This window comes from Anaeromyxobacter diazotrophicus (assembly GCF_013340205.1).
GTDB classification, from domain to species: Bacteria; Myxococcota; Myxococcia; order Myxococcales; family Anaeromyxobacteraceae; genus Anaeromyxobacter_A; species Anaeromyxobacter_A diazotrophicus.
The window spans coordinates 487,557-507,234 of record NZ_BJTG01000002.1; the positions used below are offsets into that span (position 1 = coordinate 487,557).

17 protein-coding genes and 1 pseudogene are annotated in these 19,678 nt (G+C 76.3%); 12 read left to right on the forward strand and 6 right to left on the reverse strand.

The annotated features are described in order from the left end of the window. The first annotated feature begins 1 nt into the window (after nucleotide 1). From HWY08_RS05250 to HWY08_RS05275, 6 genes are read left to right on the forward strand one after another with little or no spacing between them, the layout of a single operon-like run. Nucleotides 2-592, forward strand: coding sequence for a hypothetical protein (locus HWY08_RS05250; protein WP_176063639.1), 591 nt, complete (start codon nucleotides 2-4; stop codon nucleotides 590-592). Then, nucleotides 579-1,517 carry a V-type ATPase subunit gene (locus HWY08_RS05255; RefSeq protein ID WP_176063641.1) on the forward strand — a complete coding sequence of 313 codons (939 nt, stop codon included), beginning with the start codon at nucleotides 579-581 and terminating at the stop codon, nucleotides 1,515-1,517. Before HWY08_RS05250 ends, HWY08_RS05255 begins: the two co-directional genes overlap by 14 nt. After that, nucleotides 1,514-1,882, forward strand: coding sequence for a V-type ATP synthase subunit F (locus tag HWY08_RS05260; protein WP_176063643.1), 369 nt, complete (start codon nucleotides 1,514-1,516; stop codon nucleotides 1,880-1,882). Before HWY08_RS05255 ends, HWY08_RS05260 begins: the two co-directional genes overlap by 4 nt. Further along, nucleotides 1,872-3,596, forward strand: coding sequence for a V-type ATP synthase subunit A (locus HWY08_RS05265; RefSeq protein ID WP_176063645.1), 1,725 nt, complete (start codon nucleotides 1,872-1,874; stop codon nucleotides 3,594-3,596). The genes HWY08_RS05260 and HWY08_RS05265 overlap by 11 nt, the downstream gene beginning before the upstream one ends. After that, nucleotides 3,584-4,996, forward strand: a complete 1,413-nt coding sequence (locus tag HWY08_RS05270; RefSeq protein ID WP_176063647.1) for a V-type ATP synthase subunit B — start codon at nucleotides 3,584-3,586, stop codon at nucleotides 4,994-4,996. The genes HWY08_RS05265 and HWY08_RS05270 overlap by 13 nt, the downstream gene beginning before the upstream one ends. Beyond that, a complete protein-coding gene (locus HWY08_RS05275) occupies nucleotides 4,989-5,609 on the forward strand; it encodes a V-type ATP synthase subunit D (RefSeq protein ID WP_176063649.1) in 621 nt (206 codons plus the stop codon). The genes HWY08_RS05270 and HWY08_RS05275 overlap by 8 nt, the downstream gene beginning before the upstream one ends. 471 nt (nucleotides 5,610-6,080) lie before the next feature. Here the strand turns inward: HWY08_RS05275 and HWY08_RS05280 are convergent. Further along, nucleotides 6,081-6,365: pseudogene (locus tag HWY08_RS05280) on the reverse strand (HNH endonuclease); the annotation flags it as partial. Nucleotides 6,366-6,798: 433 nt separating this feature from the next. On the opposite strand from HWY08_RS05280, the gene HWY08_RS05285 reads away from it, so the two are divergent. After that, nucleotides 6,799-6,987, forward strand: a complete 189-nt coding sequence (locus tag HWY08_RS05285) for a hypothetical protein (protein ID WP_176063652.1) — start codon at nucleotides 6,799-6,801, stop codon at nucleotides 6,985-6,987. On the opposite strand, the gene HWY08_RS05290 is transcribed toward HWY08_RS05285, so the two are convergent. The 3 genes from HWY08_RS05290 to HWY08_RS05300 all read right to left on the reverse strand — a co-directional run bounded on the left by HWY08_RS05290 (nucleotide 6,988) and on the right by HWY08_RS05300 (nucleotide 11,215). Then, entirely contained in the window at nucleotides 6,988-9,513 is a 2,526-nt protein-coding gene (locus tag HWY08_RS05290; protein WP_176063655.1) for a heavy metal translocating P-type ATPase, read from the reverse strand. It abuts the gene before it with no gap. Between the two features lie 71 nt (nucleotides 9,514-9,584). Next, nucleotides 9,585-9,968: a response regulator gene (locus HWY08_RS05295; RefSeq protein WP_176063657.1), complete on the reverse strand. Its 384-nt coding sequence runs from the start codon at nucleotides 9,966-9,968 to the stop codon at nucleotides 9,585-9,587. Beyond that, nucleotides 9,965-11,215 (reverse strand): sensor histidine kinase, encoded by a 1,251-nt coding sequence (locus HWY08_RS05300; protein ID WP_176063659.1) that lies wholly within the window; start codon nucleotides 11,213-11,215, stop codon nucleotides 9,965-9,967. The genes HWY08_RS05295 and HWY08_RS05300 overlap by 4 nt, the downstream gene beginning before the upstream one ends. Before the next feature lie 184 nt (nucleotides 11,216-11,399). On the opposite strand from HWY08_RS05300, the gene lpxB reads away from it, so the two are divergent. From lpxB to HWY08_RS05315, 3 genes are read left to right on the forward strand one after another with little or no spacing between them, the layout of a single operon-like run. Continuing rightward, nucleotides 11,400-12,545 (forward strand): lipid-A-disaccharide synthase, encoded by a 1,146-nt coding sequence (lpxB, locus tag HWY08_RS05305; RefSeq protein ID WP_176063660.1) that lies wholly within the window; start codon nucleotides 11,400-11,402, stop codon nucleotides 12,543-12,545. Next, a complete protein-coding gene (locus HWY08_RS05310; protein ID WP_176063662.1) occupies nucleotides 12,542-13,276 on the forward strand; it encodes a polyprenol monophosphomannose synthase in 735 nt (244 codons plus the stop codon). Before lpxB ends, HWY08_RS05310 begins: the two co-directional genes overlap by 4 nt. Beyond that, the gene (locus HWY08_RS05315) at nucleotides 13,273-13,926 is read left to right on the forward strand and encodes a MarC family protein (protein ID WP_176063664.1); all 654 of its coding nucleotides are present in this window, start codon (nucleotides 13,273-13,275) and stop codon (nucleotides 13,924-13,926) included. The genes HWY08_RS05310 and HWY08_RS05315 overlap by 4 nt, the downstream gene beginning before the upstream one ends. 36 nt (nucleotides 13,927-13,962) lie before the next feature. Here the strand turns inward: HWY08_RS05315 and HWY08_RS05320 are convergent, their stop codons facing one another. Continuing rightward, nucleotides 13,963-14,865, reverse strand: coding sequence for an EamA family transporter (locus HWY08_RS05320; protein ID WP_176063666.1), 903 nt, complete (start codon nucleotides 14,863-14,865; stop codon nucleotides 13,963-13,965). A gap of 103 nt (nucleotides 14,866-14,968) precedes the next feature. On the opposite strand from HWY08_RS05320, the gene HWY08_RS05325 reads away from it, so the two are divergent. After that, the gene (locus tag HWY08_RS05325; protein ID WP_176063669.1) at nucleotides 14,969-16,657 is read left to right on the forward strand and encodes an AMP-binding protein; all 1,689 of its coding nucleotides are present in this window, start codon (nucleotides 14,969-14,971) and stop codon (nucleotides 16,655-16,657) included. Nucleotides 16,658-16,874: 217 nt separating this feature from the next. Continuing rightward, complete coding sequence (locus tag HWY08_RS05330) at nucleotides 16,875-18,941, forward strand: elongation factor G (protein ID WP_176063671.1); 2,067 nt, start codon at nucleotides 16,875-16,877, stop codon at nucleotides 18,939-18,941. A 12-nt stretch (nucleotides 18,942-18,953) separates the two neighbouring features. Here the strand turns inward: HWY08_RS05330 and HWY08_RS05335 are convergent, their stop codons facing one another. Continuing rightward, the gene (locus HWY08_RS05335) at nucleotides 18,954-19,577 is read right to left on the reverse strand and encodes a GyrI-like domain-containing protein (RefSeq protein ID WP_176063673.1); all 624 of its coding nucleotides are present in this window, start codon (nucleotides 19,575-19,577) and stop codon (nucleotides 18,954-18,956) included. Between the last annotated feature and the right edge of the window lie 101 nt (nucleotides 19,578-19,678).

Consider the following 19,678-nt stretch of genomic DNA (forward strand, 5'->3'; position numbering starts at 1 on the left):
CGTGGCCTACGGCGACCTCCTGCGCGCGCTGTCGGAGGAGGTGGCGCGCGACGCGACCGCCGCCCGCGAGGCGGGCGCGCGCGAGGCGGAGCGCCTCGTCGCCGCGGCGCGCGCCGAAGCGGCGGCCGAGCGCGCCCGCGCGCTGACGGCAGCGGCGGCGGCAGAGCAGGCGCAGCTGGCGCGGGCGCGCGGGGCGGCGGCCCGCGAGGCGGAGGCGCTCGCGCTGCGCGAGGCGCGCCGGCTGCTGGAGGCGCTCCGCGCGGAGGCCCTGGCGGCGCTCCGCGACCGCGGCGCGAGCCTCGTCCCGCGCCTGGTGGACGAGCTGTGCGCCCGGCTCGGCGAGGGGCCGGCGGTCCTCGTGGCCGACCCCGGCGAGGAGGCGCTGGTGCGGGCGCACCTCGCGCGGGCCCACCCCGCGCTGGCCGGGCGGATCGAGGTGCGGCCGGCGGCGGCGCCGCGCGGCGGCCTCGAGCTCGCGCAGGCCGGCCTCGTGCTCGACGACACGCTGCCGGCGCGGCTGGAGCGGGCGTGGGAGGCGCTCGAGCCGGAGCTGGCGCGGCGCTACCTGGGGGCGGCGCATGGCGGAGACTGACTACGCCAACGCGCGGGTGGCGGCGCGGCGCGCCAGGCTGCTCGGGGATCGCGGGCTGCGCGAGCTGCTCCTGCGCGGCGCCGCGCCCGAGGGGCCGGGGTCCTCGCCGGCGGAGCTGGCGCGGGAGGCCGCGCGGGTGCTCGGGTTCCTCTCCGGCGCGGCGCGCCGCCGGGTGGCGGCGCTGCTCCGGCTGGAGGACGCGCCCACCCTGGAGGCGCTGCTCCGGGGGCTCCTCTTGCGGCTCCCCCCGGAGCGGATCCTCCGGGGCGCGCCCCCCTCGCCCGGCCTCGGCCCGGAGGCGCTCGCCGCGCTGGCGTCGCTGCCCGGCCCGGAGCGCGCGCCGGAGGCGCTGGCGACGCGCGCCAGCCCGCTCGCCGGCGCCGCGGCGGCGGCGGTGAAGGCCTCCGCGCGCGAGCCCCGGCTGCTCAGGCTGGGCGTGGCGCTCGAGCGCGCCCTGGTCGAGGGCGCCCTCCGCGAGCTGCGCGGGCGCGGGGAGGACGCGCGGCTCGCGGCGCGGGCGCTCGCGCTGCACGTCGACGCGGTGAACGCGGCCACGCTCCTCGCCGTCGAGGCGCCGGCGCGCCCGGACGAGCTCTTCGTCGCGGGCGGCGCGCTCGACGCCCCCGCCTTCGCGCGCCTGTTCGAGCAGGCGCCGGCGAGCCGCCGCGAGGCGCTCGCGCGGTGGCTCGGCGCCGACCCGGCGGCCCTCGCCGAGCCCGCCCGCGCCGCCGAGCTCCTCGCCCGACGCCGCGAGCGGTGGCTCCTGCGCGAGGCGCGGGCGCGCCCGTTCTCCATCGCGCCGCCGCTCGCCTACCTGGCGGCCCGCGCCGGCGAGGCGCGCCGCCTCCGCGTCGTCCGGCTCGGGCAGGAGCACGGCCTCCCGGGCGAGGCGCTCCTCGACCTGGTGGAGGGCCCGGCGCGATGACCTCCCCGCGGCCGGCGCACCCCGATCTCGGGCTGGCGGTGGCGGTCCGCCCGGGCGACGGGCTCGGCTTCCGGCTCGCCGGGGCCCCGGTCGAGGAGATCGCGCCGGGCGAGGAGCCGCGCGCGCTCGCGGCGCTGCTCGGCCGGCCCGGGCTGGCGGTGGTGGCGGTCGAGGCGGGGCTGCTCCCCCAGGCCGAGGAGGCGCTGCGGGCGCGCCGGCGCGGCCAGGAGCTGCCCGTGCTCATCCCCTTCTCGCTGCCGCGCCGGCACGCGGAGCCCGGGCGCGGGCGCGAGCTCGTCGCGGCCATCGTGCGGCGGGCGGTGGGCTACCACGTGAAGCTCGGGGAGGGGCCCCATGCCGGGTGAGCTGGTGAGGGTGGCCGGGCCGATGGCGGTCGCGCGCGGGCTCGGCGCGGTGGGCCTGAACGAGGTGGTGCTGGTCGGCGCCGAGCGCCTCACCGCCGAGGTGATCCGCGTGCGCGGCGAGCTCGCCACGCTGCAGGTGTACGAGGACACCGCCGGGCTCGGGCTCCTCGAGCCGGCGACCCCCACCGGCGCGCCGCTCGAGGTCGAGCTCGGGCCCGGGCTCCTCGGCCGCATCTTCGACGGGCTGCAGCGGCCGCTCGACGTCCTCGCCCGGAGCGGCGACTTCCTCGGGCGCGGCGAGCGCGCGCCGGCGCTCGACCGCGCGCGGCGGCTCGCCTTCACGCCGCAGGTGCGCCGCGGCGACCCCGTGCGGGGCGGGCAGCGCCTCGGGGTGGTCCGTGCCGCGGGCGGTGAGGAGGACGAGCCGGTCCTCGCGCCGCCCGACGCGGACGGGGTGGCGGCGGAGGTGCGCGCCGGCGAGGTCCGGGTGGACGAGCCGGTGGTGATCCTCGAGGGCGGCCGCGCGCTCGCGCCCATGCACCGCTGGCCGGTGCGCCGGCCGCGGCCGGTCCTGCGCCGGCTCGCGCCGGAGGTGCCGTTCCTCACCGGGCAGCGCATCCTGGACGTGCTCTTCCCGGTGGCGGAGGGGGGCACGGCCATCGTCCCGGGCGGCTTCGGCACCGGCAAGACCGTGCTGGAGCAGGCCCTCGCCAAGTTCGGCGCCGCCGACGTCATCGTCTACGTCGGCTGCGGCGAGCGCGGCAACGAGATGGCGGAGGTGCTGGAGGAGTTCCCGCGGCTGGAGGACCCGCGCACCGGTCGCCCGCTCATGAGCCGCACGGTGATGGTGGTGAACACCTCCAACATGCCGGTCGCGGGCCGGGAGGCGTCCATCTCGACCGGCTTCACGCTGGCCGAGTACTTCCGCGACCTCGGGCTGCGCGTCGCGCTCATGATCGACTCCACCTCGCGCTGGGCCGAGGCGCTGCGCGAGATCTCGGCGCGGCTGGAGGAGCTCCCCGGCGAGGAGGGGTACCCCACCTCGCTCGGCAGCCGGGTGGCGCAGCTCTACGAGCGCGCCGGGCGCGCCGTGCCGCTCTCCGGCGCGGGCGAGGGCTCGATCACGGTGGTGGGCGCGGTCTCGCCCCCGGGCGGCGACTTCTCCGAGCCGGTGACGCAGGCCTTCCTGCGCGCCACCGGCGCGGTGTGGGCCCTCTCGGCCGACCTGGCGCACCGGCGCCACTTCCCGGCGGTGGACTGGACCCGGAGCTGGTCGCTCGACGCGCCGGGGGTGGCGGGCTGGTTCGAGCGCGAGGCGGGGGAGGGGTTCGGGCGGCTGCGGGCCGAGGCGCTGCGGCTCCTCTCGCGCGAGCGCGAGCTGCTCGAGATCGCGCAGCTCGTCGGGATGGACGCCTTGCAGGACGAGGAGCGGCTCCTGCTCGCCGCGGCGCGGCTGGTGCGCGAGGGGTTCCTGCGGCAGAACGCCTACCACCCGGTCGACCGCTCCACCCCGCCGGCCCGCGCCCGCGCCATGCTCTCGGCGCTGCTGGGGTTCCACGCCGCGGCGGCGGCCGCGCTGGGGCAGGGCGCGCCGCTCGAGGCGGTGCTGCGCGCCGCCGACGGCTCGGGGCTGGCCCGGCTGGGCGAGCTGTCCGAGGCGGAGATCGCGGCGGCGGCCGCGGAAGCGGTGAGAGGCGCGCCATGGACCTCGTGACCCCCCGACTCCGGACCGCCACCGCGCTCGAGGGGCCGCTCCTGTTCGTGGAGCGGCCGCGCGGGGCGCGGCTCGGCGAGATGGTGCGCCTGCGCGTGGAGGGCGCCCCGGAGCGGCACGGTCAGGTGATCGACCTGGCCGAGGAGCGGGCGGTGGTGCAGGTGCTCGAGGAGACGCGCGGGCTGGCGCCCTCGCGGGCCGAGGTCGTGCTGACGGGCAGGGTGGCCTCGCTGGGCGTCGCCCGCGCCATGCTCGGCCGCGCCTTCGACGGCCTGGGCCGGCCCGTGGACGGGTTGCCCCCGCCCATCCCCGAGCTGCGGCTCCCCCTCGCCGGCAGCCCCATGAACGCGGTGCGGCGCGGGAAGCCGGAGGAGCCGATCGAGACCGGCATCTCGGCCATCGACGGGCTCAACACCCTCGTGCGCGGGCAGAAGCTGCCAGTGTTCTCCTGCGCCGGCCTCCCCGCCGCCCGGCTGGCGGCGCAGATCGTGGCCCAGGCGCGGGTGCGGCGGCCGGGCGCCGCGGCCGGGGAGGGCGAGCCGTTCGCGGTGGTCTTCGCCGCCGTCGGCGCCTCCTGGCGCGAGCGCGAGGCGTTCCTCGCCTCCTTCGCGGCGTCGGGGGCCCAGGGGCGCACGGTGGCCTTCGTGAACGGGGCGGAGGATCCGCCCATCGAGCGGCTGCTGGCGCCGCGCTGCGCGCTCACCGTCGCCGAGCACCTCGCCTTCGCCCACGGCCTCCACGTGCTGGTGGTGATGACCGACATGAGCGCCTACTGCGACGCCTTGCGGGAGGTGGCGCTGGCGCGCGAGGAGCTGCCCGGCCGGCGCGGCTACCCCGGCTACATGTACACGGACCTCGCGAGCCTCTACGAGCGCGCCGGTCGGCTCCTCGGCCGCCCGGGCTCGGTGACGCAGCTCCCCATCCTCACCATGCCGGACGACGACCTCACCCACCCCATCCCCGACCTCACCGGCTACATCACCGAGGGGCAGCTCGTGCTCTCGCGCGAGCTCGACCAGAAGGGCGTCTACCCGCCCATCGACGTCCTCCCCTCCCTGGCGCGCCTCATGAACCAGGGCATCGGCGAGGGGAAGACGCGCGCCGACCACCGCGGCCTGGCCGACCAGCTGTACGCCTGCCACGCCCGCGGCTGCGACGTGCGCCGGATGGCGGCCATCGTGGGGCAGGCGGGCCTCTCGGACGAGGAGCGGCGGTTCGTCGCCTTCTCGGATCGCTTCGAGCAGGAGCTGGTGGGCCAGGGCGAGGTCTTCCGCAGCTTCGAGGAGACGCTCGACCTGGGCTGGAGGCTCCTCGCGGCGTTCCCGGCCAGCTCGCTCTCGCGCGTGCGGCGCGAGGACCTGGCGGCGCGCCACCACCCCGAGGCGCAGCGCGATGCCTGAGGCCACCACCCGCATGGCGCTGCTCGCGCTGCGCGCCCGGCTCGGGCTGGCGCGGCAGGGGGCGCGGCTGCTCCGCGGCAAGCGGGAGGTGCTGGCGGCCGAGATGTTCAAGCTCCTCCGCGAGGCGGTGGCGGGGCGCGACCGGCTCGACGCCTCGCTGCGCGAGGCGCAGCGGGCGCTGGTCCTCGCCCGCGCCCTCGAGGGCGACGCCGCGCTCGCCTCCCTGGGCGACGGCGCGGCCCGGGAGATCCCGGTCAGCGTCGAGGAGCGGCGGGTGTGGGGCGTGCCGGTGCACCGCGTGAGCGCGCCGCGCCTGCGGCGGGCCGCCGACGCCCGCGGCGCGCCGCCCGCGCGCTGGGGCCTCGCGGCGGCCGAGGCCGCCACCCGCCACGAGGAGGTGCTGGAGGTGCTGCTCGAGATCGCCTCGCGCGAGCTCTACCTCGAGCGGCTGGGCGAGGAGCTCCAGCAGACGACGCGCCGGGTGAACGCGCTCGAGCAGCTCGTCGCCCCGCGCCTCGCCGCCGAGGCGCGCCGGGTCTCGCTGGCGCTGGAGGAGCGCGCCCGCGAGGAGGCGGTGCGCCTGAAGCGCTTCAAGGGGCGGGCGGGCGCGTGAGGTCGCGCGGTTCACGATCGGGGTCGCGGTCGCGGTCGCGGTCGCGGTCGGGGTCGGGGTCGGGGTCGGGGTCGGTCGCGAGTCCTGCTCCCCTCGCCCCGCGAAGCTCATGATTGCCCACAAGTCTCTGCCGGCCCGTCAAAGCCAGCAGAGAGGTGCGTGCCCGTCTCGCGGCCGCCGCCCCATCGAGGCAGGGCACCGTCCGGCGAGCTTCGCCAGCGAGGCGTCACTCCCCGGCCGCGGCGCCGGCCGCAAGATCGGCTCACGATCCGGTGCTGCGCTGTCCGAGCGTTCACGCCGAGCCAACCGTCTCAGCGCCCGTGCCGCACGCCCCAGAAGTGCTTCCGCTGGCGATAGTTGGTGGAGCGCTACGGTCCGCGCCCTTCCGAAACTGGTCCATGTGCTCCCTCCCGAAGACGTGCTCGGCGTGCAGCGAATTGTGACTGCGGCAACACAGCCTCAGGTTGTCGGCCCCTCCCGCGGCGCCGGCCGCGGCTGCAGCGACCCGACGAGCTGCTCCGTCTCCACCTTGGTCTTGTACGCGGCGCGCCCGACGAGCTCCTCCCAGTTTCCCTCCGTGAGCACGGGCCCGAGCGCTGCGGCGGTGGACAGGGAGAGGCGCCCGTCGCGCAGGGGCTCTGCGAGCCCCGGGCACCGCCGCAGCACGCGCATGGCGGCGATGCGCCGCCCCGCCGCCCCCTCGCTGAGGTGGAGGGCGCGGACGCACCACTCCCACAGGGAGGGGGAGCCGGCCTCGGCTCAGGCCCGTCCCAGGCCGGGCCGCCAGCGCGGGCCCGGCCGCCCATCCTGCCGCGCCCCTCTCTGCCCGCAGTCCGCCGGCCCGCCAAGCCCACCGACGGCCGCTGAGACGGATGCCCTCCTCGAGATGTGATGAATGATGACCCGCGAAGCGGGGGGGCGCGGGAGAGGGGGCCTCCCAAGAGCGCCCGCACCGAGGCGCGAAGCGTGTAACCCCGCCGCCACTCGCTCGCGCGCGCGCCGCGGTGCTTCGGTCAGTCCTCGCCGCGGGCGAGGTCCCGGTGGGCGCGTTCCGGCGAGCGCGGCGCCTGGGTGCGGCGCTCCGCAATGGCGCCTCGTGCGCGCGCGGGCGCTGCGCGGCACGGATCCTCCTTGGGTCCCACCGAGTCGCATCCAGCGAGCTCCCGCGTCCTCCCGCCAGGAGGATGCCATGGCCAACGCGGTTCGGGAGGTGCTGCCGTTCGACGTCGCGGGCGAGGGGGGCTCGAGCGAGGGGCGGGGCTGGCTGGTCGCGATCGCGGTGATGATCGCGCTCGCGCTCGGGGTCGCGGTCTCGAACCTCGCCGCGCCCGACGAGGGGCCGGACGCGGTCGACGCCCCGGTGGCGTGGGGCCTCTGATCAGCCGAGCCGCGCCCGCTTGAGCCGCAGCGCGTTGGCGATGACCGTCACCGACGAGAAGCTCATCGCGGCCGAGGCGATCATGGGCGAGAGCAGGATCCCGGAGAACGGGTAGAGCGCGCCGGCCGCCACCGGCACCCCGACCATGTTGTAGGCGAAGGCCCAGAACAGGTTCTGCCGGATGTTGCGGAGGGTGGCGCGCGACAGGCGCCGCGCCCGGACGATGCCGGCGAGGTCGCCGTGCAGGAGCGTCAGCCCCGCGCTCTCGATGGCCACGTCGGCGCCGGTGCCCATGGCGATGCCGACGTCCGCGGCCGCCAGCGCCGGGGCGTCGTTGACCCCGTCGCCCGCCATCGCGACGCGCTGGCCCGCCCCCTGGTGGCGTGCCACCACCGCCGCCTTGTCGCCGGGCAGCACCTCCGCCTCGACCTCGTCGATGCCGAGCTCCTTCGCCACCGCGAGCGCCGTGGCCCGCCGATCGCCGGTCACCATGACCACGCGGACGCCGCCGGCCTGGAGCGCCTTCACCGCCGCGGGGGCGCCGGGCTTCACGGGGTCCGCCACCGCCAGCAGCCCGGCCGCCGCGCCGTCGACCGCGGCCAGCACCACCGTCGCGCCGCCGGCCGCCAGCGCGTCGGCGCGCGCCGCGAGGTCGCCGGCCGGGATCCCCAGCTCGGCGAGGAGCGCCGCGTTGCCGAGGGCGACCGCACGCCCGTCGACCTCGCCCGCGACCCCCTTGCCCGGCACCGAACGGAAGGCGCGCGCCTCCGCGGGCGGGAGGCCCCGCTCCCGGGAGGCCGCCAGCACCGCCGCCGCGAGCGGGTGCTCGCTGGCGCGCTCCAGCGCGGCGGCGAGCCGGAGCAGCTCGGCCTCGGGGACCGCGCCGGTCGCCTCGACGCGGGCGAGGCGCGGCTTGCCGAGCGTGAGCGTCCCGGTCTTGTCGACGAGGAGGGTGTCGACGCGCGCCAGCCGCTCCAGCGCCTCGGCGTTCTTCACCAGCACGCCGGCCTGCGCGCCGCGGGTGGTGCCGACCATGATCGCCATGGGCGTCGCGAGCCCCAGCGCGCAGGGGCAGGCGATGATGAGCACCGCCACCGCGTTCATGAGGGCGTGGGCGAGGCGCGGCTCGGGGCCCAGGAGCGCCCAGGCGGCGAAGGTGAGCGCGGCGCTCGCCACCACCGCCGGCACGAACCAGGCCGCCACGGTGTCGGCGAGCCGCTGGATGGGTGCGCGGCTGCGCTGCGCCTCGGCCACCATGCGGACGATCTGCGCCAGCAGGGTGTCCTTCCCGACGCGCTCGGCGCGGAACACGAAGCTGCCGGTCCCGTTGATCGTCGCGCCGGTGACGCGGTCGCCCGGGCCCTTCTCCACCGGGACGCTCTCGCCGGTGACCATCGACTCGTCGACGGCCGAGCCGCCCGAGACCACGGTGCCGTCCACCGGCACCTTCTCGCCGGGCCGGACCCGGAGGAGGTCGCCGGGCGTCACCTCCTCGATGGCGACGTCCGCCTCGCCGCCGCCCGGCGCGACGCGCCGCGCGGTCTTCGGGGCGAGCCCGAGGAGCGCCTGGAGCGCGCCGGAGACGCGGCCGCGCGCGCGCAGCTCGAGCACCTGGCCGAGCAGCACCAGCTCCACGATCACCGCCGCCGACTCGAAGTAGATGGGCACCGCGCCGTGCGCCCCGCGGAACGCCTCCGGGAACGCGCTGGCGGGGAGGAGCGTGGCGAGCGCGCTCTCGCCGAAGGCGGCCGCCGTCCCGAGCCCGATCAGGGTGAACATGTTGAAGTGCCGCGTGCGCAGGGACAGCCAGGCCCGCTCGAAGAAGGGCCACCCGCCCCAGAGGACCACCGGGGCGGAGAGGGCGAGCTGCAGCCACGCGTTCACGCGCGGGCCGAGCAGGTGGTCGGCCGACCAGCCCGCCGGGAGCCAGTGGCTCATCGCGAGGGCGAGGACCAGCGCGGCCGGGGCGAGGCCGAGCCAGAAGCGCCGGCTCATCCGCTCGAGCTCCGGGTTCTTCTCGCCCAGCGAGGGCATCCCGCCGACCACCAGCGGCTCGAGCGCCATGCCGCAGATCGGGCACGGCACCGGCTCCGGCTCGCGCACCTCCGGATCCATCGGGCAGACCCACACCACCTGGCCGCCGGGGGGCGGCGCCGGAGGCGGCGCGTCCTTCGGCATCCCGCCCGGCCCGTGCAGGAGATAGCGCTCGGGCTCGGCCTGGAACTTGGCGAGGCACTTCATGCTGCAGAAGTGGAAGGTCCGGCCGCCGTGCTCGAGGGAGCCGCCCTTGGGCGCCTTCGGGTTCACCTCCATCCCGCAGACCGGGTCGAGCGCGAACCAGCGCTCCGGCTCCGCCTCGAACGCCTGGCGGCAGCGGGCGCTGCAGAAGTGGTACCGGTACCGGCCGCGCTCGACGGTGCCGCCCTGCGGGTGCTCGGGGTCGACCAGCATGCCGCACACGGGGTCGCGGGGCGGCACGGGCTGGCCGGCGGCGGGGGCGGCGGGCTGCGGGCTGGGGTCGGTCATGGAGGGGCGAGGATCTAGCGGACCAGGGCCGCCGTCCACCACCCATCAGAGCCGCCGCCGGGCGGCGCGGTTCAGGGCGCGTGCGCGGTGCCGCCCGGCGGCGCCGCGAAGCGATCGACCATTCGCACCACGTCGTCGAGGTCGAACGGCTTCTCCAGCCAGGCGTCCGCGCCGATCTCCTGGGCGCGGGCGCGCGCGTCCTCGGCGGCGGTCACCACCACGATGGGCGCCGGGTGGCCGTAGCGGGCGCGGTACTCGCGCGCGAACTCCCAGCCGTTCATGACCGGCATCCGCATGTCGAGCAGGATGACCGCCGGCATGCGCTCCTCGACGCGGGCCAGCGCCTGGAGCCCGTCGCTCGCCACCGCCACCTCGTGCCCGGCGTCGCGGAGGATCATCTCGACCAGGGAGAGGAGGTCGGGGTCGTCCTCCACCACCAGCACGCCGCCGCTCATGCCGCCTCCTCCGGCGCGAGCGGCAGGCTGAAGGAGAAGGTGGAGCCCTGCCCGGGGGAGCTCTCGAACCAGATCCGGCCGCCGTGGCGGGCGACGATCTCGCGGCTGGCGTCGAGCCCGATGCCGAGCCCGCCGTAGTCGTGGTCGGTGCCGGCGTGCGCCCGGTAGAAGCGCTCGAACACCCGCGCCTGGCGCTCGCGGGGGATGCCGAGGCCGTGGTCGCGCACCGAGACCACCGCCTCCGCGTCGAGGCGCTTGATCTCCGCCTCGACGTCCCCGCCCTGCGGCGAGAAGCGCACCGCGTTCTCGAGCAGGCTCGCCACCACCTGCCCGATGCGATCGCGGTCGGCCAGGACGTGGGTGGGCGGGGCGGGCGCGACCAGGATCCGGCGGCCCTCCACCTCGGTCCGGACGGTGATCGCCACCTCCGCCACCAGCCGCGGCAGGTCGAACCGCTCGCGCGACAGCTCGGCCGCCCCGACGCGGAACCGCGACACGTCGAGGAGCTGCTGCACCATCCGCGTCATCCGGTCGATCTGGCGCGCGATGACCTCGAGGGCGTTCGCGTCCCCCTGCCCGCGCTTGTGCATGAGCTGCGCGTAGGCCTTCACCACCGCCAGGGGGGTCTTGAACTCGTGGGCGGCGGTGGCGAGGAAGTCCTCGCGCATCTCCTCGAAGCGCCGCACCTCGCTGATGTCGCGCACCACCGCCACCGCCAGGCGCGCCGGGCCGTCCTGGCGCGATCGCACCGGCGAGGAGGAGATGCTGATGAAGAGCTCGCGGCCGTCGAAGCGCCGCACCAGCGCCTCGAAGCCGCTCACCCGCTCGGGCGCCCGGGAGCGGCGGAGCACGAGGCGCGGGACGTCGAGCGGCCGGCCGTCCGCGTGCCGGAGGTCGACCCGCTCGACCAGCGCGCCCAGCGGCACGAGCAGCTCCTGCCGATCGCGCGCGCCGGCGAGCTCGACCGCGGCGCGGTTCACGTCCACCACCCGCCCCTCGCGGTTCACCACCAGCACCGCGTCGGGCATGCTGTCGAGGACCGTCCGCAGCTCCTCGTCGTGGACGCGCAGCTCGGCGTGCTGGCCCCGCAGGAGGACGTAGAGCAGCAGGCCCGTCCCGGCGAGGAACACGAGGGCCTTGGCCGCGTGCAGGGGCGCGCGCCACTCCGGCGGCGCGCCGAGCAGATCGACCAAGCTGTCCGTCGCGAAGATCCAGGCCACGCCGAGGACGGCGTACGCGAGGACCATCCGCGCGGGCGACATCGCGCTACGCCGGCGGCCGCTCACGGCACCTCTCTACGCGGAACCCGCCCCTCCCGTCAGGACCTCGCACGGGGCGTGGCCCCCTGGACCCGCCGCGCCGGCGGCGCGGCGAACGAGGGACACGCGCCGCGGGGAAGGCGCGCGCCCGTGTGCTATAAGCCGCGCCGGCATGGCCGGAACGGATGAGATCCTCATCGTCGCCACCGAGGCGAGCGGCGACCTGCACGCGGCGCGCGTGCTGGAGGAGCTGCGCCTGCTCCGGCCCGGCCTGCGCGCCTTCGGGATGGGCGGCCCCCGGCTGCGGGCCGCCGGCTTCGACGCGCTGCGCGACGCGGAGGAGATGTCGGTCATGGGCGTGGCCGAGGTGCTCCCCAGGATCCCCGCCATCCTCCGCATCCTGGGCGAGCTGGCGGCGGCCGCCGCGGCCCGCCGCCCGGGGGTGGCGCTCCTCGTCGACTCGCCCGACTTCAACCTCCCCCTCGCGAAGCGCCTCAAGCGCGCCGGGGTCCCGGTCGTCTACTACGTGTCGCCCTCGGTGTGGGCCTGGCGGCGCGGGCGCGTGAAGACCATCGCGCGGGTGGTCGACCGGATGCTGTGCATCCTCCCCTTCGAGGAGCGGTTCTACGCCGGCACCGGGGTCTCCGCCCGCTTCGTCGGCCACCCGCTGCTCGAGCGGCCGCCCCCCGGCCCGGCGGCCGGCTACCGCGCCGCGCTCGGGCTCGCGCCCTCCCGGACGACGGTCGCGCTCGTGCCGGGGAGCCGGCGCTCGGAGCTCGAGCGCATCTTCCCGCCCATGCTCGAGGCGGCCGAGCGGATCCGGGCCGCCCACCCGGACGTCCAGTTCGTCGTGCCGGTCGCCGCCACGCTCTCCGAGGCGGCCCTCAGGCCCTTCCTCGCGCGCCACGCCGCGCTCGACGTCAAGCTCGCGCCGGGGCGCGTGGACGAGGCGGTCGGCGCCGCCGACGCCGCCCTGGTGAAGAGCGGGACCTCGGTGCTCGAGGCCGCCCTCATGCTGCGCCCGATGGTCGTGGTGTACCGGCTGTCGTGGCTCAGCTACCTCGTCGGCCGGCTGTTCGTCCGGCTGGCGCACTTCGCGCTCGTCAACCTCCTCGCCGGGCGGACCCTGGTCCCGGAGCTGCTGCAGCGCCAGGCGTCGCCCGAGCGCATGGCGGCCGAGGTGCTCACCTTGCTCGACGACGGCGCCGCGCGCGCCGAGCAGCTCCGCGGACTGGCGGAGGTGCGCGCCTCGCTCGGGGAGCCTGGGGCCCCGCGCCGCGTGGCGGAAGAACTGCTCACCCACCTCGAGACGACATGACCTCCTCACCGAACCGACGGCGCGCGCTGGTGTGCCTGCCCACCTACGACGAGCGCGAGAACCTCGAGCCCATCGTCCGGGCGATCCTGGACGCCTCTCCCGAGCTCGAGATCCTCGTCATCGACGACAACTCGCCCGACGGGACGGGCGAGCTGGCGGACCGCCTCGCCGCGGCCGAGCCGCGCCTGCACGTGCTCCACCGGCCGGGCAAGGCCGGCCTGGGCAAGGCGTACCTGGCCGGGTTCGCCTGGGCGCTCGAGCGCGGGTACGCGCTCGTGCTGGAGATGGACGCCGACTTCTCGCACAACCCGCGCTACCTGCCGCGCATGATCGAGCTGGCCGGCGAGGCCGACCTCGTCCTCGGCTCGCGCAACGTCGCCGGCGGCGGGACGGTGAACTGGGGCCTCGGCCGCAAGCTCCTCTCGCGCGGCGGCTCGCTCTACGCCCGCACCATCCTCGGGCTGCCCGTCCGCGACCTCACCGGCGGGTTCAAGTGCTTCCGCCGCGAGGTGCTCGAGGCCATCGACCTCCCCACGGTCGAGTGCTCCGGCTACGCGTTCCAGATCGAGCTCACCTACCGGACCGTCAAGAAGGGGTTCCGGGTGGTCGAGACCCCCATCGTCTTCGAGGACCGCCGGGTGGGGCACTCGAAGATGTCGCGGCGGATCGTGCTGGAAGCCATCTCGAAGGTGTGGTCGATTCGGCGGAGCGGCTTCGCCAGGACCACGTGACCAGAGAGCTCTTCACCTTCGCCTTCGTCTGCCTCTCCGCGGTCTTCGTGGTGGTGGACCCGTTCGCGGCGGTGCCGTTCTTCCTCGCCATGACGGCGGGCGACGACGCGGCCAGCAAGCGCGAGACGGCGCGGCGGGCGGCCTTCGCCGCCGGGGCGGTGCTGGCCGGCTTCGCGCTCACCGGGGCGGTCGTCTTCCGGGTGCTCGGCATCAGCCTGGGCGCCTTCAAGATCGCGGGCGGCGTGCTGCTCCTCATCATGGCGGTCGACATGCTCCGCACCCGGCCCTCCGAGGCGCGCATCACCGCCGGCGAGGTCGAGTCGGGCGTGTCCAAGGACGACGTCGCCATCGTGCCGCTCGCCATGCCGCTCCTGGCCGGCCCCGGCTCGATCGCGACGGTGGTGGTGCTCATGGGGCGCGCCCGCTCGGCGCACGCCTGGCACGCGCTGGCGGTGCTGGCCGCCATCGCGATCACCGCCTTCGCGGCCTACCTCATCATGCGCGGCGCGGTGCAGGTCGACCGCGTGCTCGGCCGGACCGGGCTCAACATCCTGGAGCGCGCCAGCGGCCTCCTGCTCGCCGCCATCGCCATCCAGTTCATGATCGACGGCGTCGGGGAGTCGCTGCCCGGGCTCCTGCAGCGGGTCTGACGCGCCTCCGGCCCGCCGGCCCGCGAGGTCGATCGGTCAGCCCGCCTCGTCCGCCGCCACCTCGCGGGCGGCCGGCTCGCCGCTCGCGGCCAGGACCACCCCCCCGAGCAGCACCAGCCCGCCCACCAGCTGCGTCGCCGTCGGCCGCTCGCCCAGCACCGGGATGGCGAGCACGGTGGACATGACCGGCTCGGCCAGGATGGTGACCGCCACGAAGGTCCCGGAGAGCCAGCGCAGGGACCAGTTGAGGAGCGAGTGCCCGAGGAGCTGCGGCACCACGGCCAGGAGCGCGAGCGCGGCCCAGGTGCGCGCCCCGTAGCCGGCGAGCGGCGTGCCCGCCGCGAGCGCGAGCGCGAGCAGGCCGAGCGCGGCGGCCGGGTAGACCACGCCCACGTACGCGCCGAGCGAGAGCCGCGCCCGGACCCGCCGCCCGGCCACGAAGTAGAGCGCCGCCGCCACCGCCCCGGCGAGCGCCAGCGCGTCGCCCGCGAGCGCGCGCGGGCCGAGCGCGAGGTCGCCCCCCGCCATGGCCGCGCCGCCGGCCACCGCCAGCGCGATCCCGCCCGCCACCCGCGGCGCGATGCGCTCGCCGAGGAGCGCGCGCGACAGGAGCGCCACCCACACCGGCTGGGTGGTGACGAGCGCCACCGACGAGGCCACCGAGGTGAGCCGGAGCGAGCTCACCCAGGTGGCGAAGTGGAGCGCCAGCGCGAGCCCCGCGCCGGCGAGGAGCCCCAGCGCCCGCCGGTCGAGCGCGCCGAGCTCGGCGCGGCGCCGCAGGAGCGCGAAGGCGAGCGCGGCCGCGCCGGCGAGCACGAGGCGCCAGGCGGCCACCGCCAGCGCCGGCGCGTCGGCCAGCCGGACCAGGATGGCGGCCCAGGAGACCGAGAGGACGCCGAGCGCGAGGCCGGCCCGGACGCGGCGCGGGGTAGGGGTCATCGGCGCAGCGTTGTAGCGCGGCGCGGCGCGCGCCGGACGACAAAGCGCCTGGCGGCGGGCGGCGCCGGTCTGCCATCATGGCGTGCCCACCCGAGGAGAACCCATGCCCTCCACCGAGGCGTTCCGGCGCGCCCGCGACTTCCTGCTGCAGCACCGCGACGACTACGAGGCCGCCTACCGCGGGTTCCGCTGGCCGGTGCTGGACCGGTTCAACTGGGCGCTCGACTGGTTCGACGTGCTGGCCGAGGGCAACCGGCAGACCGCGCTCCACATCGTGGAGGACGACGGCCGCGAGGTGAAGCTCGGCTACGGCGAGCTGGCGGAGCGCTCGAACCGGGTGGCGGTCTTCTTCCGGCGCCTGGGGGTGCAGCGCGGCGACCGGCTCCTCATGATGCTCGACAACTCGGTGCCCATCTGGGAGGTGATGCTGGCCGCCATGAAGCTCGGGGCGGTGATCATCCCCGCCACCTCGCTCCTCACGCCCGAGGACCTGCGCGACCGGCTCGACCGCGGCAAGGTGAAGCACGTCGTGACGGATCCGGCCGGGGCCGAGAAGCTGCGCGCGGTGGACGGCGGCTACTCCAAGGTGGTCGTGGGGGAGAAGGTCCCCGGCTGGACCCCCTACGAGCAGGCCTACGCGGAGCCGGCCATCTTCTTCCCCAAGGCCGACACCTACCCGAACCACCCGGTGCTGCTCTACTTCACCTCGGGTACCACCGCGAAGCCCAAGCTCGTCCTGCACACCCACGCCAGCTACCCGGTGGGCCACCTCTCCACCATGTACTGGCTGGGCGTCCGCGCGGGCGACGTCCACATGAACATCAGCTCGCCGGGATGGGGGAAGCACGCCTGGTCGAACTTCTTCGCGCCCTTCAACGCGGGCGCGACCGTGTTCGTCCACAACTACGCCCGCTTCCAGGCGCGCCGCACGCTGGAGGTGCTGGCGCGCCACGAGATCACCACCCTGTGCGCCCCGCCCACCGTCTGGCGGCTCGTCATCCAGGAGGATCTCGCCGCGCACCCGGTGAAGCTGCGCGAGGCGCTCAGCGCCGGCGAGCCGCTCAACCCGGAGGTCATCGATCGCATCCAGCGGGCGTGGGGGGTCGCGATCCGCGACGGCTACGGGCAGACCGAGACCACCTGCCAGATCGGCAACTCGCCCGGGCAGCGGATGAAGCCCGGGTCGATGGGCCGGCCCATGCCCGGGTTCTCGGTGAAGCTCCTCGACGGGGACGGCCGGGAGGCGGACGAGGGCGAGCTGGCCCTCGGCCTCACGCCGCGGCCGACCGGCCTCATGGCGGGGTACCTCGACGACCCCGAGCTCACCGAGTTCGTCACCCGCGACGGCTACTACCGGACCGGGGACGTCGCGAGCCGCGACGCCGACGGGTACATCACCTACGTCGGGCGCTCGGACGACGTGTTCAAGAGCTCCGACTACCGCATCAGCCCGTTCGAGCTGGAGAGCGCGCTCATCGAGCACGAGGCGGTGGCCGAGGCGGCGGTGGTGCCGAGCCCGGATCCGGTGCGGGGGCTCGTGCCGAAGGCGTTCTGCATCCTGCGGCCGGGGCACGCGCCGACGCGCGAGCTGGCGCTCGAGCTCTTCCGCTTCCTGCGCCGCCGCCTGGCGCCCTACAAGCGGGTGCGCCGGCTCGAGTTCGCCGACCTGCCGAAGACCATCTCCGGCAAGATCCGCCGGGTGGAGCTGCGCCGCGCGGAGGCCGCCCGCTCGCTGGAGTCCCACGGGAGCCAGGAGTTCTGGCAGGACGACTTCCCCGAGCTGAAGAGCTGAGGGCCGCTGCCCGCTTGCGCCGATCTCGCGGGGCCGAAACAGGCCCCGGGCGCCGCGCGCCGGCTGGCTCGGGAGCGCCCTGCCGCAGCCCCGTCCGGAGGGTGCGCGGGAGGGCCCGCGCGGCGCAGCGCCGTGATAAGTGAAGTCGAGTCGGTTCTCGAAGCCGGCGCGCGGCCGGCTCCAGGGCGAAGGTCCTCTTCTCAGGGAGACGTCAGCCATGCCGAGCCACCGCACCATCCGGACCTTCTGCATCACCGGAGCCGACGGATCGGGCAAGACGGCCCTGGTCGAGGCGCTGCTCCACGCCAGCGATCCCAAGCGCGCCGCGCCCGATGGGTCGACCGCCCGCCTGGACGCCGAGCCGGAGGAGAAGAAGCGGAACTTCACCCTCAGCATCCACCCCGAGACCTTCGAGGAGGGCGGCCGCACCTTCAACGTGCTCGACACGCCCGGCTTCGCGTCGTTCATGGCCGAGGTGGACTGGGCGCTCCGCGTCTCCGACGGCGCGCTGCTCGTCGTCTCCGCGGCCGAGGGGGCGCACAACCACGCCGAGCGCCACTTCGACGTCCTGGCCGACTCCAAGCTGCCGGCGCTGGGCGTCATCGGGCGGCTCGACCACGAGCGCGCCGACTTCCAGCGGGTGCTCGCCGACGTCGAGCGCTCGCTCAACGTGAAGCCCATCCCACTCCAGCTGCCCATCGGCGAGGGCCCCGCGCTCAAGGGGCTGGTGGACGTGCTGGCCGGCAAGGCGCACCTCTACGACAAGGGGTTCGCGCGCTTCACCGAGGCGGAGATCCCCGCGCCGCTGCGGGCGCAGGCCGAGGCGGCGCGCACCGCCGCGATGGAGGCGGCGGCGGAGTGCGACGACACGCTGCTCGGCAAGTACCTCGAGGGCGGCGCGCTCACCGGCGAGGAGATCGTGAGGGGGCTCGCGCTCGGCGCCGCCACCCAGCGCTTCCTGCCGGTGGCGGTGGTCGCGGCGAAGCCGGGGGTGGGCGTGAAGGAGCTGCTCGACCTGGTGGTCGCGCTCCTCCCGCCGCCCGAGGCGCGCGCGCTCACCGGCAAGACCCCGCACGGCGACGAGGTGAAGGTCGGGACGGAGGGGCCGTTCGTGGGGCAGGTGTTCCGCACCACCATCGACCACTTCGCAGGCCGGGTGGACTACGTGCGCGTCTTCGCCGGGACCCTGCGGCCGGACGCGGTGCTGGTGAACCCGCGCACGCGCACCGAGGAGCGGGTGTCGCACTTCTACAAGACCGACGGCGCGCAGACGGCCGAGGTGAAGGAGGCCGGTCCGGGCGACATCGTGGTCCTCATGAAGCTGAAGGACGCCCGCACCGGCGACACGCTCTGCGACCGCGAGCGCCCGGTGCAGCTGCCCGAGTTCCCGGCGCCGAACCGCCCGGTGGCCTTCGCGGTGCACACGAAGGGCGCCGACGACAAGGCGGCCGCCGCGCTGCACAAGCTCATCGAGGAGGACCCCTCGCTCGAGCTGGGCCGGTCGCCGGACACGGGCGAGATGCTGCTCAAGGGCATGGGGCAGGCGCACGTCGAGGTGACGGTGGAGCGGGTGAAGCGCAAGCACGGCGTCGACATGACGCTCGGGCCGCCGACCGCCGCCTACCTCGAGACCATCACCACCGCCGCCAAGGCGCAGGGCAAGTTCAAGCGGCAGACCGGCGGCCACGGCCAGTACGGCGACGCCCACGTCGAGCTCTCGCCGCGCGGGCGCGGCGAGGGGTTCGAGTTCGAGGACGCCATCGTCGGCGGCTCCATCCCGCGCCAGTTCATCCCGTCGGTGGAGAAGGGCATCCGCGGCGCGCTGGCGGCGGGGCCGCTCGCCGGATACCCGGTGGTCGACTTCAAGGCCAAGCTCGTCTTCGGCACCTACCACGACGTGGACAGCTCCGACATGGCGTTCCAGGTGGCGGGCTCGATGGCGTTCAAGAAGGCGGTGCTGGAGGCGCGCCCCATCCTGCTCGAGCCCATCATGAAGCTCGAGGTGCGGGTGCCGGAGGAGTACGTCGGCGCCGTGATGGGCGACCTCAACAGCCGCCGCGCCAAGGTGCAGGGGATGGAGCCGCTCGCCCGCGGCGTGCTCGTCCGCGCGCTCTGCCCGCACGCCGAGGCGATGAGCTACGACGCCGACCTGCGCTCGCTCACCCAGGGCGTCGGGTACTTCACCATGGAGCCCTCGCACTACGAGCCGGTGCCGCCCCCCACCGCCCAGAAGATCATCGAGCGGCGCCGCGCCGAGGGGAAGGTGAAGGGGCTCGAGGAGTAGGAGGCCCCCTCCCTAAGCGCGCGCCGTCGCCCGCCGGACGGGGTGGCGCAGGAGCGTCCGCAGCCGCTCGGGCGGCGTGCGGCGCGGGTCCGAGAGGTAGACCTCGTGGTGCGCCCCCGCGAACCCGAGCCCCAGCGCCGCCGCCTCCGCCGCCATGCGCGCGACCGTCTCGCCCTCGCGCGCGTACGGCCCGACGTGCAGCGCCTGGATGCAGCGCCCCTCCGCGAACCGCTCCAGCTCCACCGCCTCGACGCCCTCGCCGCGCCCGCTCGCCTCGAGCGCCGCGCGCGCCGCCGCCAGCTGCCGGTCCCCGACGTGGTCCGGGACGCGCATCATGACCTTGTAGCGCCAGGTCTCGCGCGGCTCGCGGGTGAAGTCGCCGCCGGGCGCCTCGCCCCACCACTGCGCCTCGAGCGGCATGAGCTTGAAGCCGCGCCCCGCCGCGCGCGCCGCCGCCTGGAGGACGTGCGCCATCGCGTACAGCGCGTGCACCGCCCGCCGGAAGCCGTCGCCCTCCGGCGCGCCCTGGCCGTCCACCGCCAGGTACCGCCCCCGCATCACCCGCACCACGTGAGGCTTCCTCGCGGGCGCGTACTCCTCCCGGCGCTCGCGCCGGAGGTCGATCGTCCTCGCCATGCGCGCCTCCCTCGCCGCGAGTATGGGCCAGCCGCCCGGCGGCGGACGCCGGGCCAGGCGGGGGCGCGACAGACCGGCGCGCCGCCCCGGGCGGCCGCCTG